Origin of the sequence: Sphingomonas sp. 3P27F8, assembly GCF_005502745.1 — a bacterium.
Lineage (GTDB): Bacteria > Pseudomonadota > Alphaproteobacteria > Sphingomonadales > Sphingomonadaceae > Sphingomonas.
The window spans coordinates 1-14,584 of record NZ_SCNL01000031.1; the positions used below are offsets into that span (position 1 = coordinate 1).

Genomic DNA, 14,584 nt, shown 5'->3' on the forward strand with positions numbered 1-14,584 from the left:
TTGTTTTTTTTTAAATGATACTGCGACAACTGTGCTTCAAACCTTGCTTATTGGTGGCAGCGTCAATTGTGTTTAAGGGACATTCGGCCAGCTTGTGCGGATCAAGCGTCTGGTTCGCCTGGAGCAGCACGAAAAAGCCGACGAGCAGCAGCGCGAGATCGGCGAGCGTCATCAGCCACAGCGGCCGCGCGGGCGCACGCGCGGGAAATTCGTCGAAGGCAGTCTCACCGGTCACTTCGTCTCCTCCCGCATCGGCGAGAAGGTGACCGGGCCGGCGGTGCGCGGCGCCTCGCGCATGGCGAGCGCGGCGAGCGGCGCCTCCAGCCGGGCACGCTCGAACGCTTCGATCCGCGCGGCGGCGCGCAGGCGCATGGCGATCGGCATGGCGACGAGGTTGGCGATGATCGCGCCATAGAGCGTCGCGAGCAGCGCCACGGCCATCGCGACTCCGATCGCGCGCGGATCACGCATCTGGGTGAACATCGCGACCAGGCCGACAAGCGTGCCGACCATGCCCATCGCAGGGGCTACCTCCGCCATCCCGCTCCACATCTCGGCGGCGGCGGCATGGCGCTCGATCCGCGCGCGCCGGCGATGGCGCATCTCGCGGATCACCGCGTCCGCACCTTCGCCATCGACGATCAGCGCGATGCCGGCGGCAAGATCGGCATCGGCGATGACCGAGCGGTCGAGCGCGATCGTGCCATGCCGCCTGGCGATGCGGGACAAGGCGTTGACCTGCTCGATCAGCGGTTCTGCGGAAAAATCACGCCTCGGCAATGTGACGAGCGCCTTCAGCGCGCGGCCAAGATCCGCCGACGGCGTGCGCAGCATCGCCGCGACGAACGTGCCGCCACCAACGATGATCGCGGCATAGGGGTCGAGGAACGTGCCTGGGGTCATGCCTGCGTGTTCTGCAAGGCTCGGGCCAGTTTTCCGCCTATGTCGCTTCCGCTGCGATCGGCGAGCGATGGGTTGCCAGTACCGCGCGCCTCGGCGGCAATCGTTGCCGGCCAACCGGCAAGATCTTGCCGCCCGGCGCGGCGGACGACGCTTGACCCGCGCTGTGCCGGCAATTGGCACGCTGCTTGCTGATCCTTCACCGCACATTCCCGTGCAGGAGACCCGGCCGATGGCCAGCGACACGTTGTTCGGAGTTCACGGCGCCGCGCTCACGGTGCGCTCGCAGCGCATGGGGCTGCTCGCGTCGAACATCGCCAACGCTTCCACGCCGGGCTTCAAGGCGCGTGACGTGAACTTCCAGCAGGCGCTTGGCGCGGTCGAGCAAGGTGGCGACACCGGCTTTGACGCGAGCGTGAAATATCGCGTGCCGCTGCAACCCTCGATGGACGGCAACACCGTCGATCTGAGCCAGGAGCAGACCGCCTTCGCCGAAAACGCCGTCCAGTATCAGACGACGCTTTCCTTCCTGAACGGGCGGATCAGCCAGATCACCCGCGCGCTGAAGGGAGAGTGAGCATGGCCACGCCGATGTCGATCTTCCAGGTGGCGGGGCGCGCGATGTCCGCGCAGCTCGTGCGCATGAACACGACCGCGTCGAACCTTGCCAACGCAGGCGGCATCGCCGGTTCGGAAGCGGATGCCTATCGCACGATCAAGCCGGTGTTCCGCACCACCTTCGACGCCGCCTCCGGCCTGTCGACGGTCGATGCGGTGCAGGTCGTCACCGCCGGCAGCACGCCGACGAAGCGGTACGATCCCAGTAATCCGATCGCCGACAAGGACGGCAATATCTACGAAGCCGCCGTCGATGAAACCCGCGAGCTCGTCGACATGATGGAGACGGCGCGCAGCTACCAGAACAACGTCGAGGTGATGAACACCGCAAAGTCTTTGATCCTCGACACCATCAAATTGGGGCGCTGATAGATGACCACCACCGACAGCACGTTCGATTCTACGCTGGCATCGCTCGGCATCGCCCGATCGACCACCAGTTCCTCCACCGCCAACACCGGCCAGACGACGCTCGGCCAGGCGGATTTTCTGAAGCTGATGACGGCGCAGATGCAGAATCAGGATCCGTTCTCGCCCGTCGACAATACGCAGATGGTCGCGCAGATGGCGCAATTCTCGTCGCTCGCCGGCATTTCGGACATGTCGACGACGCTGAAGGCGATCGCCGACAAGCTCGGCGCCGCCACCACATCGGACGCGGTGAGCTATATCGGCAAGACCGTGCTGGTGCCTGGCAATGTCGCTTATGGCCGCACCTCCGGCGGCCTCACCGGATCGATCGAACTGGGCGGCGATGCCACCAACGTCAACGTCACCATCAGCGACGCCAATGGCGAGGTGCTGAAGACGATGAAGCTCGGGCCGCAGTCCAAGGGCACCGTCGCCTATGACTGGGACGGCACGACCGATCAGGGCGCCGCCGCCGGCACCGGCCCGTTCACGATCGCGGTTTCCGCGCAGAACAGCGGCGCCACGGTTGCCGCAACCGGGCTCGTCTGGGCGCCGGTCACGTCGGTGTCGACCACCAGCGGCAGCACCGTCCTCTCGCTTCCCGGCCTTGGCGATACCAATGCCTCCGCCGTCCGCCAGATCGGCTGAATTTCACAGGAGTAATCCCCCATGGCCTTCTACACTTCGCTCACCGGCCTTCAGGCGGCGCAGACCGATATGTCGGTCATCAGCCATAATCTGGCCAACGTCGCAACGAACGGTTTCAAAAAGTCGCGCTCGGAATTTGCCGACGTGATCGCGAGCAACATCTCCACCTCGCCCACCTCGATGGTAGGCTCCGGCACGATCGTGAAGGGCAACATCCAGCAGTTCACGCAGGGCAGCTTCACGCAGTCGGGCAACGCGCTCGATCTCGCGATCTCCGGCGACGGCTTCTTCGCGGTGAAGCCGGATCCCGAGGCGGCGAAGGTGAACTTCACGCGCAACGGCGGCTTCAGCGTCGATGCGAACCACTATGTGGTCGATTCGAACGGCGGCCATCTGCAGGTCTATCCGGTCGACGGCTCCGGCGCGGTCGTCGCATCCGGCCTCGATTCCACCGTGTCGCTGCAGCTTCCGTCCACCAGCGGCGTCGCGGTCGCCACATCGAACGTGAAATACACGCTCAACCTGTCGTCCAGCGCCGGCCTGCCCAGCAACGCGACGTTCGATCGCTTCGATCCGACCAGCTACAACAATTCCACGTCGAGCACCGTTTTCGATGCGAACGGCAATGCGCTCACCATGACCACCTATTTCCGGCGCGACACCACGCCGGACGCATCCGGCAACAGCACGTGGAGCGCGTTCAGCTACATCGGCGACCAGCAGCTTACCGCCGGCGGCGCGCCGAGCACGACGATGACCTTCAACAGCGCGGGCCAGCTCACCGGCGGCAACACCACCACGTTCGATCCGGTCACGCCATCGGGCGCTACCGCGGCGCAGACGGTCACGGTCGATTTCGGTGCGTCCACCACGCAGATCGCGTCGCCCTTCAACGTTTCGGCGCGGACGCAGGACGGCTCCTCCGTCGGGCAGATTTCCGGCGTGACCATCGATGAGACAGGCCTCGTCAAGGCGAGCTATTCGAACGGCGATGTCCGCAATCTCGGCAAGGTGGCGATCATCAATTTCGCCAACCCTTCGGGCCTGCGGCAGATCGGGTCCAGCTATTGGCAGGCCACCGGCATTTCGGGCGATCCGGTCGCCGGATCGGCGAACCAGAACGGCCTTGGCTCTCTGATGACGGGTACGATCGAGCGCTCGAACGTCGATATCACCGAAGAGCTGGTCAATCTGATCGCGGCGCAGCGCAACTTCCAGGCGAATGCCAAGGCGCTCGATACCGACAATCAGATTTCCCAGACGATCTTCAACATCCGGTCGTGATCGCGAAGAGCGCGCGGGAGGCGTAGATGGATAAGCTGGTCTATACGGCGGCGACGGGGCTGCGGGCGCATATGCAGGCCCAGGCCGCGATCGCCAATAATATGGCCAACGCCTCCACCACCGGCTTTCGCGCCGATCGCGTGGTGTTCGATCAGATCCAGCTGACGGGTGGGGGCGCATCGCTGATGGCGCGCGCGCCGACCTCGTCGGAAGTGACCGACGCTGATCGCCAGCAGGGCACGCTGATCTCCACCGGGCGCAGTCTCGATGTAGCGGTCACCGACCGCAAGGACTGGATCGCGGTGCAGGCACCCGACGGGGGGGAAGCCTATACGCGGCGCGGCGATCTGTCGGTCACCGCATCTGGCACATTGCAGACGGGGGACGGCTTTCTGGTGATGGGTCAGTCCGGCCCGATCACCATCCCGCCATACAATTCGCTGACGATCGGCTCGGATGGCTCGATCTCGATCGTCCCGCAGGGCGAGGCATCGGGCAAGCCGCAGGTGATCGACAAGATAAAGCTCGTTTCGGACAATGGCGCCGATACCGTGAAGGGGCTGGATAACCTGCTTCACGTGCGCGGCGGCGGATCGCTGCCGGAGAATCTCGACGCGCAGGTCGCGTCCGGCACGCTCGAGGGGTCGAACGTCAACATGACGCAGGCGCTGGTCGACATGATCGAGAATCAGCGCAGCTATGAGGTGCAGGCCAGCATGCTCAAGAACGCCAAGGATATGGACGAGGGCGCGGCATCCGTCATGCGCCTTCCAGCCTGAGGAAACTGAACGATGACCACCGCCGCCATGCATATCGCGCGCACCGGGCTCGACGCCCAGGACATGCGCATGCGCGTCATTTCGAACAATCTCGCGAACGTGAATACCACCGCGTTCAAGCGCGATCGCGCGGCTTTCGCGACGCTCGGCTATCAGGTGGTCACCGCGCCGGGGGCGCAGTCGACGCAATCGACGCAATATGCCACCGGGCTGAACCTGGGCACCGGCGTGCGCGTGCAGGGTACGGCGCGGATCGATACGACCGGCTCGCTCAACACCACCGGCAACAGCCTCGATCTCGCGATCGACGGCGACGGCTATTTCCAGGTGCAGATGCCCGGCGGCCAGCTCGGCTATACCCGCGCGGGCAATTTCTCGCGCTCGCCGGAAGGGCAGCTGGTTACCAGCGACGGCTATCAGGTGATGCCGGGGATCACCGTGCCGCAGGGCGCGACATCGATCACGATCGGCACCGACGGCACCGTCTCCGCCACCGTCCCCGGCTCGAGCAATCCGCAGACGCTGGGGCAGATCCAGATCGCGAACTTCCCCAATTCGGCGGGCTTGCAAAGCGCCGGGGACAATTACGTCAAGGAAACCGCCTCCTCCGGCGCCGCCAATATGGGCGTGCCAGGCGAGGACGGACGCGGCTCGGTGCGGCAGGGGATGCTGGAGGCGTCGAACGTCAATGTCGTCGAGGAGCTCGTCGACATGATCGAGACGCAGCGTGCCTATGAGGTCAATTCAAAGATGATCTCGGCCACCGACGACATGCTCAAATACGTCAACCAGAACCTCTGATGCCGGGACCGGACATGACGCGCGTATCTTTTTCCATCACCATCGCCGCGGCCGCGCTGCTGGCCGCCCCGGCCGCGGATGCGAAGCTGCTCGGCAAGAAGGCGCCGGTCGAGGACTTTTCCGCAGTACGCCTGGCGCCAATGGCGCCGGCGGAGCCTGCGGCACAGCCGAATGGCGCGATCTTTCAGGTGGCAGGCGGCTATGCCGCGCTGCACGAAGGATGGCGTGCGCGGCGCGTGGGCGATCCGCTCACGATCGTGCTCGTGGAGCGCACCGCGGCGTCCAAATCCGCCTCCTCGAAGCTAGATTCTGGCGGCGGTTTCGGCATCACGCCGCCGACCACCGGCCCGCTCTCGCTGTTCAAGTCTACCGATGCCTCGGCCAGCGGGACCCGCAACTTCAACGGCGCGGGGACGACCGATCAGGCCAACTCGCTCTCCGGCGAGATGTCCGTGACGGTGGCGCAGGTGTTCCCCAACGGCACGATGCTGGTGCAGGGGCAGAAGCGCGTCACGCTCAATCGCGGCGATGAATTCGTCCAGATCAAGGGCATCGTCCGCGCCGCCGACGTCGATCTCGACAATCGCGTGCCCTCGACACGCGTCGCCGACGCGCAGATCGCCTACACCGGCAAGGGCGATGTCGCCCGCGCCAGCCGCCAGGGCTGGCTGAGCCGCTTCTTCCAGGTGGTGAGTCCGTTCTGATGCAGAATCTGGCATCCCCTGCCGCGCGCGCGCGCCGATCGATCCGCTCGGATCGCGAAATCTGGTGGCTCGCACTTGTCGCGCTGTTGGTCGCGATACTGTCCGCGAGCCCGGCGTCGGCCGATCGCATCAAGGATCTCGGCGGCTTCCAGGGCATCCGATCGAACCAGTTGACCGGTTACGGCATAGTGGTCGGCTTGCCCGGTACGGGCGACGACAATCTCGAATTCACCGTACAATCGGTGAAGGCGGTGGCCTCGCGCTTCGGGCTGCAACTGCCGTCGAACGTGAATCCTGGGCTCAAGAATGCCGCCGTGGTGATGATTACGGCGGAGCTTCCCGCCTTCGCGAAGCCCGGCCAGCGGATCGACATCACGGTCGCCTCGATGGGCAAGGCGAAGTCGCTGCGCGGCGGCAGCCTGGTGCTGGCGCCACTGCTCGGTGCGGATGGGCAGGTCTATGCGATGGCGCAGGGCAATCTCGCGGTCGGCGGCCTGGGTGCCGAAGGCGCGGACGGATCGAAGATCGTCGTCAACGTTCCTTCCACCGGTCGTATCCCCGAAGGCGCGACGGTCGAACGCGCGGTGGCCACGGGATTTGAGCAGACGCCGTTTCTCACCTTCAACCTGGCTCGCGCCGATTTCACCACGGCACAGAACGTCGCCACCGCGATCAACAAGCGGCTCGGCTTCGGCACGGCGGAAGCGAAAGATGGCGTGTCGATCGCGGTGAAGGCGCCGCTCGGCGCGGACGTGCGCGCGGCGCTGATGTCGCAGATCGAGAACCTCGACGTCACCTCCGCCGAGCCGCCCGCAAAAGTAATTGTTAATGCCCGGACGGGAACGGTCGTTATAAACTCTGCGGTTCGGGTCGGTCCGGCCGCGGTGACGCACGGCAAGCTGACCGTGCGCATCGATGAGAACCAGCGGGTCAGCCAGCCGGGCCCGTTCAGCCAGGGTCAGACCGCGCTCCAGCAGAAATCGGGCGTGGCGATCGATGAGGAGCGTCGCCCCATGTTCCTGCTTTCGCCAGGACCGAAGCTTGCCGATATCGTCAAGGCGGTGAACGCCATAGGCGCGTCGCCGGCCGATCTGGTCGCGATCCTGGAGGCGCTGAAGGAGGCCGGCGCGCTGAAGGCCGAGCTGGTGGTGCTATGACGGCCGATGTCGCCAGCGCCGTCGCCAAGACGCAGATCACCGGCGCCACCGGCCTCGATAGCGGCCTCGCGCGCACCGCGTCGAAGGAAAATCTCGCCAAGGCGGGAAAGCAGTTCGAAGCGGTTTTCACCGGGATGATGCTCAAATCGATGCGGCAGGCGAAGCTCGCCGACCCGCTGTTCCAGAGCCAGGCGCTCGATACGTTCCGCGACATGCAGGATCAGAAGGTCGTGCAGCAGATGGCCGAACATACCCCGCTCGGCATCGGCAAGGCGATGACCGATTTCCTCTCGCGCTCGCAACCCGATCTTAACCACGGTTCTGCCACGGAAAGCTGATGGCTGACCTGCTCTCCATCGGCGCTTCGGGCGTGCGCACGTATCAGACGGCGCTGTCGACGGTGTCGGAGAACATCGCGAACGTCGGCAATTCGTCATACTCGCGCCGCGCGATCAACGTGCAGGAAGTCGGGGCGCCCACCACGATCTTTACTGCCGCCAATGCGATGAACGGCTATGGCTCGATCGCTGCCGGGGTCAATCGCGCGTCGGACATGTTCAAGTCGGAAGCAGTGCGCAGCGCCGGCGCCGATCTTGCGCGCACCCAGGCCGGATCAGTGTGGCTCGATCGCATTCAGTCCGCGCTCACCGGCCCCGATCTTGCGACCAGCCTGACCAATTTCTTCAACGCCGCCAAATCGGTGGCGGCCGATCCAGCCTCTCCCACGCCCCGCGCCACGATGCTGGAAAATGCTACCACCGCCGCCAACGCCTTCAGCGCGACCGGCAATGCACTGGCGCAGGTGACCGCCGATCTCGATGCCAACGCAGATCAGGCCACCGCCAGTCTCAGTTCGCTCGCCACCGCGCTCGCCAAGGTGAACGACGGGCTGGGGCGTGTGGGGTCGAATAGTGCACAGTCGGCCAACCTCTCCGATCAACGCGATTCGATCCTCGATCAGATGAGCGCGCTGGTCGATGTGAATGTCAGTTTCGATGCGGCTGGCCGCGCAACGGTGCGCGCGGGCGGCGCTGGCGGCCCGGTGCTGGTGTCAGGCAATGACGCCGCGACCGTCACCTACGCCCGCAACGCTGCCGGCACTGTATCTTTCGCGGTGCAGAACAACGGGACTTATTCGGTGCTTACCCCCGGCGGCGGCGCGCTGGGCGGCATCGTCGACGGTGCGCAGCGGATCGCCGATACCCGCGATCAGCTCAACACGCTGGCGACCAATTTCGTCAACGGCGTCAACGCGCTCCAGGCACAGGGCCGTGATCTTAATAATGCCGCCGGCCAGCCGATGTTCAATGTCGGCGCGGCGCCCACCGATATCTCGCTCGCGCTTACCGATCCCAGCGGCATCGCAGCAGCGGCGGTGGGTGGCGGCACGCGCGACAACGGCAATATCCTGCAATTCGATACGCTGCGTTCGACTGGCGGGTTCGAGGCCAAGGTAACGACGATGGTATCCGCCAACGCCGCCGCTTTGCAGAACAAGAATACCGTCGCCGCCGCACAGGGCGCGATCCGCGACAGCGCGGTCAGCGCGCGCGATGCGGTGACCGGCGTCGATCTCGATACGGAGGCGGTCGATCTGCTGCGTTTCCAGCAGGCCTATTCCGCTTCCAGCCGCGTCATTCAGGTGGCGCGCGATACCTTCCAGTCCATTCTGGATATCCGCTGATGACGATCGCACCTTCCACCAACCTGTTTTACAACCGCGCGGCATCCTCGATGCAATCGCTCACCGCGCAGGCGGATCGGCTGAATCAGCAGATCACGGTGCAGAGCAACATCCTCTCGCCTTCGGACAACAGCGTTGCGTGGTCGCGGCTGCAGGGGCTGTCGCTCGCCGATGCCAACGACACCGCCTACAGCGGCAATGTGTCGGTCGCGAAATCGGTGCTGCAACAGGCGGACAGCGCGCTCGGCCAGATCGGCGACCAGCTTCAGCAGATGTCGACGCTCGTCACGCAGGCGGCCAACGGCACCTTGCCGGCCAGCGCCCGCGCGACGATGGCGACGCAACTTTCCGACCTGCTCACCTCGATCCTCGCCACCGCAAACGCCACCGACATGCGCGGCGGCCCGCTGTTCGGCGGCAGCACCGGCACGACCGCGGTGACGCAGAACGCCGACGGGTCGCTATCGTTCACGACCGGCAATGCGGCCGTCATCCCGATCGGTGACAACCAGTCGGTTCAGCCTAGCAACAACGCGTCGACGTTTCTCAAGACGGGAGCGAGTGACCTGGGGCAGGCGATCACCGCGATGATGGCCGCGCTCAACGCCGGCACCGATGTCCCCGCCGCGGCCAAGGATACGCTTCAGCAGATATCCGATCAGGTGACGACAACACAGGCGTCGATCGGCGCGCGTGCTGCGCGTGTCGATATCGTCGCGGGGCAGATCAGCTCCGCGACGGTGGATCGCTCGCAGGCGCGCACCGATGTTGACGGCTTCGATTATGCCACCTCGATCGCCGAACTTCAGAAGACGATGACGGTGCTGTCCGCGACGCAGGCGAGCTTCACGAAGCTCTCAAGCATGTCGCTGTTCGATTATCTGAAGTGATGATGGCGGATGCCGCCTGACTAAAAACAATGGTGGTTAACCGGATGGCGACGAACGGGCGGTAACCACAAGCCAACACACGATTTGCCGCGGGGGTGCAAAAATGTTTCCGGCCATTGGCCTTGTTGTCCTCCTTGGCATGGTTTTCGGCGGTTTCGCCATCACCGGCGGCGCGCTCGGACCGGTGTTCGAAGCGATCCCGCACGAGATGCTCATCATCGGCGGCGCCGCTGCCGGTGCGCTGATCATCGGCAATTCGGGCAAGGAACTCAAGGCGATGGGCGGGGGCCTCGCCAAGGTGTTCAAGGGCCCGAAGTACAAGAAGCAGGATTATCTCGACACGATCTTCCTCGTCTCGAAACTGATGAAGATGCTTCGCATGGAAGGGCCGATCGCGCTGGAGCCGCATGTCGAGGATCCGAAATCCTCCGCCGTCTTTGCCGAATATCCGCGCCTACAGGCCGATCATACGCTCGTAAACCTGATTGCCGATACGCTGCGGCTCGTCGTCGTCTCATCCGGGACGCTCGACGTGCATGCGGTCGAGGAGGTGATGGACAATGCGATCAAGACGCACCACCACGAGGTTGAGGGGCCGCAGCACACGCTGAGCAGCCTCGCCGATGCGCTCCCCGCGCTCGGCATCGTTGCCGCGGTGCTCGGGATCGTGAAGACGATGGGCTCGATCGACAAGCCGCCGTCGGTCCTGGGGGCGATGATCGGCTCGGCACTGGTTGGCACGTTCATGGGTGTGCTGCTGGCCTATGGCATCGTGAATCCGCTCGCGAACCGGTTGAAGCAGGTGATCGAGGCCGATGCCGCCATCTATCATGTGGTGAAGCAGATCATCGTCGCCTCGCTGCACGGTCATCCGCAGCCGCTGGTGATCGAGGCGGCACGCTCCGGCATCGCGCACAAGAACCAGCCCGGCTTCGCCGAGGTTTTCGACGGCCTGAGGGGCAAGTAGCATGGCCGCGCGCGCGCCGCACGGCTCGAACCAGCCGCCGAAGATCATCTACAAGAAAATCTATATCGAGGGGCACGGCGGCCATCACGGCGGCGCGTGGAAGGTTGCCTACGCCGATTTCGTGACGGCGATGATGGCGTTCTTCCTGCTTTTGTGGCTGCTCGGGGCGACGACCGAGAAGCAGCGCAAGGGCATAGCGGATTATTTCGCGCCCACGATTCTCAACACCAAGTCGCTGGGGATCGGCGGCTCGGGGCTGTTCGGCGGCAAATCCGTCGTCAGCGATCAGAAGACCGGGCCGGACGACGGCAATTCGCGGCTCCCGACGCTCGTCGCGCGCATCGATAACGAGGCGGGCGGCAAGATGATGGGCGCGGGCAAGAAAGGCTCGCTGCGCAGTCCGGAATCGGTCGCCGCGGAAGATCGCAAGAATTTCGCAGCGCTGCGTCGCCAGGTGCTGGAGCGGATCGCCGCGCGCGCGGATCTCAGCAAGCTGTCGCGCCATATCCGGTTCGTGATGACGCAGGACGGGATGCGCATCGATCTGATCGACGATGCCAATTACTCGATGTTCGCGCTCGGCACGACCGTGCTGGAGCCGGCCGCTTCCGAACTTATCGGGATGGTCGGCGACAGCATCACGCGCACCGGCAACCCGATCATGATCCGTGGCCATACCGATTCGGTACCCTACGGCGATCCGCGCGCGATGAACAACTGGACGCTCGCCACCGGCCGCGCCGAGGCGACCCGCCGCCGGCTCGCGCTCGCCGGAATACCGGAGGCGCGCTTCAATCGGATCGAGGGCGTCGCCGATCGCGAGCCGATGATCGCCAACGACCCGGCCGATCCGCGCAATCGCCGTGTCGCCATCACGCTGCTCTATCGCGCCGGCGTGTTCGGCCGCTGAACGGTCGCGAAAACGTCGGCCGTCAATTTGTTCGAGCCGCCGGCGATCAGCAGCACAGCTTATATCACGGCCCATCGTTGGCACGGGGTGCTTCTGCGCGGCTGGCTTCACGCGTGAAAGCGGCTATGCGACCGTACGTAATTCCATGGAGGCGATAGATGCAGGCAGTTGGCGTGATCGGTGCGGGGCAGATGGGTGCGGGAATCGCGCAGGTTGCGGCACAGGCGGGCTATCGCGTTCTGCTTGCCGATGTCGATCAGGCGCGCGCCGAAGCGGGCAAGACCGGCATAGCCAAGCGGCTCGCGCGTGATGTGGAGAAGGGCAAGATCGACGCGGACGGGCGCGATCGCGCGCTGGAGCGGATCGAGCCGGTCGGTACGCTCGCGGCGATGGCGCCTTGCGCGTTGGTGATCGAGGCGGCGACGGAACGTGAGGAAATCAAGCGCGGCATCTTCGCCGAGGTCGGCAAGGTGCTAGGCAAGGATGCGGTGCTCGCCTCCAACACTTCTTCGATCCCTATCACGCGGCTGGCGCAGGCAGCGCCCGATGCCGCGCGCTTTGTCGGCGTGCATTTCTTCAATCCCGTGCCGGTGATGGGGCTGATCGAACTGATCCGAGGGCTTGCGACCGCCGATGCGACGGTCGCGCTGGTCGAGCAGTTCGCGCAGGCGCTCGGCAAGCAGGTCGTGCATGCGAATGACGCGCCCGGCTTCATCGTCAACCGTATCCTGATGCCGATGCTCAACGAGGCGTGCTTCGCGCTCGGCGAGGGCGTCGCGACCATCCGCGACATTGATCTGGCGTGCCAGCTCGGGCTCAATCACCCGATGGGGCCGCTCACACTGGCGGATTTCATCGGGCTGGACACCTGTTTGGAAATCACCCGAGTGCTGTTCGAGGGTACCGGAGACCCCAAGTTCCGCCCCGCGCCGCTGCTCGTGAAATATGTCGAGGCGGGCTGGTACGGCCGCAAGACCGGGCGTGGTTTCTACGATTATTCGGGCAGCGCGCCGGTGCCGACGCGCTGAGCGGATCAGAACACCGCGTCGACCAATTGCCGAAAGGCGTCGGCGCGGTGACTGATGGCATGCTTGCGCGCCTGATCCATCTCGCCAAAGGTTTCGCGTTCGCCATCGGCGAGGAACATTGGATCGTAGCCGAAACCATTGTCGCCCCGCGGCGGCCACACCAAGGTGCCATCCACGCGGCCCTCGAACCACTCGGCATGGCCGTCCGGCCACGCAAGGGCCAGCGCGCAGACGAAATGCGCGTCGCGCGGCGCGCCGTCGATCGCGGCCAGCTTGTCCTCGATCCGCCGCATCGCCTCATCGAAATCCTTCGTCTCGCCCGCCCAGCGCGCGGAAAAGATACCGGGATCGCCACCCAGCGCAGCGACGCACAACCCAGAATCGTCGGCGAGCGCTGGCAGGCCGGAAAGGTCAGCCGCCGCGCGCGCCTTCAACTCGGCGTTCATTACGAACGTGGTGCCGGTTTCCTCCGGCTCGGGCAGGTCGAGCGCTGCGGCGGAGATGACTTCCAGCCCATGGCCCTCGAGCAGCGCGGCGATTTCGCGCACCTTGCCGGGGTTATGGCTGGCGATCACCAGCTTGCCCGCGGCCAGCTTGCGGATTGCCTGCGGCTCGTTGCCCTCGCCGCTCATGCGATCGCCTTCGCCTGTGCCGCGAAGATTTCGGTGCAGCCGATCCGCGCGAGACGGAGCAGACGGAGCAGCGCTTCCTCGTCGTAGGTGGCGTGCTCGGCGGTGGCCTGCGCCTCGGCGATATGGCCGTTTTCGAGCAGCACGAAATTGGCATCGGCGTCCGCGTTCGAATCCTCGTCATAATCGAGATCGAGCACCGGGTTGCCCTTGAAGATGCCGCAGCTCACCGCCGCGACTTTCTGGCCGATCGGGTCGCTCGTCAACTTGCCCTCGCGCAGCAACCCATCGACCGCGAGTCGCAAGGCGACCCACGCGCCCGAAATCGAGGCGGTGCGGGTGCCGCCATCGGCCTGGATAACGTCGCAATCCAGCGTGATCTGGCGCTCGCCTAGTGCGGAGAGATCCGTCACGGCGCGCAGCGAGCGGCCGATCAGGCGCTGGATTTCCTGCGTCCGGCCCGATTGCTTGCCCTTCGCCGCTTCGCGGCTGCCGCGTGTGTGGGTGGCGCGGGGGAGCATGCCATATTCGGCGGTGACCCAGCCCTGCCCCTTGCCGCGCAGGAACGGTGGCACGCGCTCCTCGATGCTGGCGGTGACGATCACCTTGGTATCGCCGAAGCCGATCAGCACCGATCCTTCCGCATGGCGGGTGAAGCGAGGTTCGATGGTGATTGCGCGCATCTGATCGGGGGTGCGGCCGCTGGGGCGCATGGGCGAAGTCTCCTTGGGGTTACGGCGTGCGGGCCTAGGGTGTGCGTCCGGCGGAGGCAATCGCGAATGCCGGGATCGCGCCATTATCCGTAAGGCATGTGTCAGCATCGTCTGGAACAACGGCTGCGCTGACGCGCTGATCCGCGTGTCACCGGGGTTGCAGGAGAAATTGCCATGACCACGGTTTCAAAGAGAACGGCCCTCCCGTTGATGGCGCTGGTGGCCATCGGTCTGATGGCAGGATGCACCACCACCGGCACGGGCGTTGGGGATTCGGACAAATCGGGGCTTACGGCCACCTTCACCTGGAAAGCGCAGGGTTCGCGATCCGGTGACATGACCGCACAGCTAAGCAACGGCCAAACCTACACGGGCACCTTCTTCCAGATCACCCAGGAAACACGGGTCGATGATCTGGGGCCGCTGTGGGCCGGCTGGGGTCCGATCGGTCCCTATCGTGG

General features: G+C 65.0%; 18 protein-coding genes and 1 pseudogene. 15 read left to right on the forward strand and 4 right to left on the reverse strand.

Translation table 11 applies throughout. The annotated features are described in order from the left end of the window. Positions 1 to 10 precede the first annotated feature (10 nt). A complete protein-coding gene (locus tag FFS35_RS19500; RefSeq protein WP_137788436.1) occupies positions 11 to 235 on the reverse strand; it encodes a flagellar motor protein MotB in 225 nt (74 codons plus the stop codon). Next, a complete protein-coding gene (locus FFS35_RS19505) occupies positions 232 to 903 on the reverse strand; it encodes a MotA/TolQ/ExbB proton channel family protein (protein ID WP_137788437.1) in 672 nt (223 codons plus the stop codon). Before FFS35_RS19505 ends, FFS35_RS19500 begins: the two co-directional genes overlap by 4 nt. A gap of 229 nt (positions 904 to 1,132) precedes the next feature. On the opposite strand from FFS35_RS19505, the gene FFS35_RS19510 reads away from it, so the two are divergent. The 14 genes from FFS35_RS19510 to FFS35_RS19575 all read left to right on the forward strand — a co-directional run bounded on the left by FFS35_RS19510 (position 1,133) and on the right by FFS35_RS19575 (position 12,781). Beyond that, positions 1,133 to 1,477, forward strand: coding sequence for a flagellar basal body rod protein FlgB (locus FFS35_RS19510; RefSeq protein WP_137788438.1), 345 nt, complete (start codon positions 1,133 to 1,135; stop codon positions 1,475 to 1,477). A 2-nt stretch (positions 1,478 to 1,479) separates the two neighbouring features. Beyond that, on the forward strand, positions 1,480 to 1,887 hold the full coding sequence (gene flgC / locus FFS35_RS19515; RefSeq protein ID WP_137788439.1) for a flagellar basal body rod protein FlgC: 408 nt from the start codon (positions 1,480 to 1,482) through the stop codon (positions 1,885 to 1,887). A 3-nt stretch (positions 1,888 to 1,890) separates the two neighbouring features. Then, complete coding sequence (locus FFS35_RS19520) at positions 1,891 to 2,577, forward strand: flagellar hook capping FlgD N-terminal domain-containing protein (protein WP_137788440.1); 687 nt, start codon at positions 1,891 to 1,893, stop codon at positions 2,575 to 2,577. Between the two features lie 21 nt (positions 2,578 to 2,598). Next, positions 2,599 to 3,861, forward strand: coding sequence for a flagellar hook protein FlgE (locus tag FFS35_RS19525; protein WP_137788441.1), 1,263 nt, complete (start codon positions 2,599 to 2,601; stop codon positions 3,859 to 3,861). Positions 3,862 to 3,887: 26 nt separating this feature from the next. Then, positions 3,888 to 4,640, forward strand: a complete 753-nt coding sequence (gene flgF, locus FFS35_RS19530; protein WP_137788442.1) for a flagellar basal body rod protein FlgF — start codon at positions 3,888 to 3,890, stop codon at positions 4,638 to 4,640. Positions 4,641 to 4,652: 12 nt separating this feature from the next. After that, positions 4,653 to 5,441: a flagellar basal-body rod protein FlgG gene (gene flgG, locus FFS35_RS19535; RefSeq protein ID WP_137788443.1), complete on the forward strand. Its 789-nt coding sequence runs from the start codon at positions 4,653 to 4,655 to the stop codon at positions 5,439 to 5,441. 14 nt (positions 5,442 to 5,455) lie between these two features. Beyond that, the gene (locus tag FFS35_RS19540) at positions 5,456 to 6,145 is read left to right on the forward strand and encodes a flagellar basal body L-ring protein FlgH (protein WP_137788444.1); all 690 of its coding nucleotides are present in this window, start codon (positions 5,456 to 5,458) and stop codon (positions 6,143 to 6,145) included. Beyond that, positions 6,145 to 7,302 carry a flagellar basal body P-ring protein FlgI gene (locus tag FFS35_RS19545; RefSeq protein WP_249341749.1) on the forward strand — a complete coding sequence of 386 codons (1,158 nt, stop codon included), beginning with the start codon at positions 6,145 to 6,147 and terminating at the stop codon, positions 7,300 to 7,302. Before FFS35_RS19540 ends, FFS35_RS19545 begins: the two co-directional genes overlap by 1 nt. Beyond that, positions 7,299 to 7,640 carry a rod-binding protein gene (locus tag FFS35_RS19550; protein ID WP_137788445.1) on the forward strand — a complete coding sequence of 114 codons (342 nt, stop codon included), beginning with the start codon at positions 7,299 to 7,301 and terminating at the stop codon, positions 7,638 to 7,640. Before FFS35_RS19545 ends, FFS35_RS19550 begins: the two co-directional genes overlap by 4 nt. Continuing rightward, entirely contained in the window at positions 7,640 to 8,986 is a 1,347-nt protein-coding gene (gene flgK / locus FFS35_RS19555) for a flagellar hook-associated protein FlgK (RefSeq protein WP_137788446.1), read from the forward strand. Before FFS35_RS19550 ends, flgK begins: the two co-directional genes overlap by 1 nt. After that, entirely contained in the window at positions 8,986 to 9,876 is an 891-nt protein-coding gene (locus tag FFS35_RS19560) for a hypothetical protein (RefSeq protein WP_137788447.1), read from the forward strand. The genes flgK and FFS35_RS19560 overlap by 1 nt, the downstream gene beginning before the upstream one ends. Before the next feature lie 103 nt (positions 9,877 to 9,979). Next, positions 9,980 to 10,843 (forward strand): flagellar motor stator protein MotA, encoded by an 864-nt coding sequence (gene motA / locus FFS35_RS19565; protein ID WP_137788448.1) that lies wholly within the window; start codon positions 9,980 to 9,982, stop codon positions 10,841 to 10,843. 1 nt (position 10,844) lies between these two features. Next, positions 10,845 to 11,753: a flagellar motor protein MotB gene (locus FFS35_RS19570; RefSeq protein WP_137788449.1), complete on the forward strand. Its 909-nt coding sequence runs from the start codon at positions 10,845 to 10,847 to the stop codon at positions 11,751 to 11,753. A gap of 158 nt (positions 11,754 to 11,911) precedes the next feature. Next, complete coding sequence (locus FFS35_RS19575; RefSeq protein WP_137788450.1) at positions 11,912 to 12,781, forward strand: 3-hydroxybutyryl-CoA dehydrogenase; 870 nt, start codon at positions 11,912 to 11,914, stop codon at positions 12,779 to 12,781. Between the two features lie 5 nt (positions 12,782 to 12,786). Here the strand turns inward: FFS35_RS19575 and rdgB are convergent, their stop codons facing one another. After that, the gene (gene rdgB / locus FFS35_RS19580) at positions 12,787 to 13,413 is read right to left on the reverse strand and encodes an RdgB/HAM1 family non-canonical purine NTP pyrophosphatase (RefSeq protein ID WP_137788451.1); all 627 of its coding nucleotides are present in this window, start codon (positions 13,411 to 13,413) and stop codon (positions 12,787 to 12,789) included. Continuing rightward, complete coding sequence (gene rph, locus FFS35_RS19585; protein ID WP_137788452.1) at positions 13,410 to 14,123, reverse strand: ribonuclease PH; 714 nt, start codon at positions 14,121 to 14,123, stop codon at positions 13,410 to 13,412. The genes rdgB and rph overlap by 4 nt, the downstream gene beginning before the upstream one ends. A gap of 174 nt (positions 14,124 to 14,297) precedes the next feature. On the opposite strand from rph, the pseudogene FFS35_RS19590 reads away from it, so the two are divergent. Then, a pseudogene (locus FFS35_RS19590) lies at positions 14,298 to 14,584 on the forward strand (hypothetical protein); the annotation flags it as partial.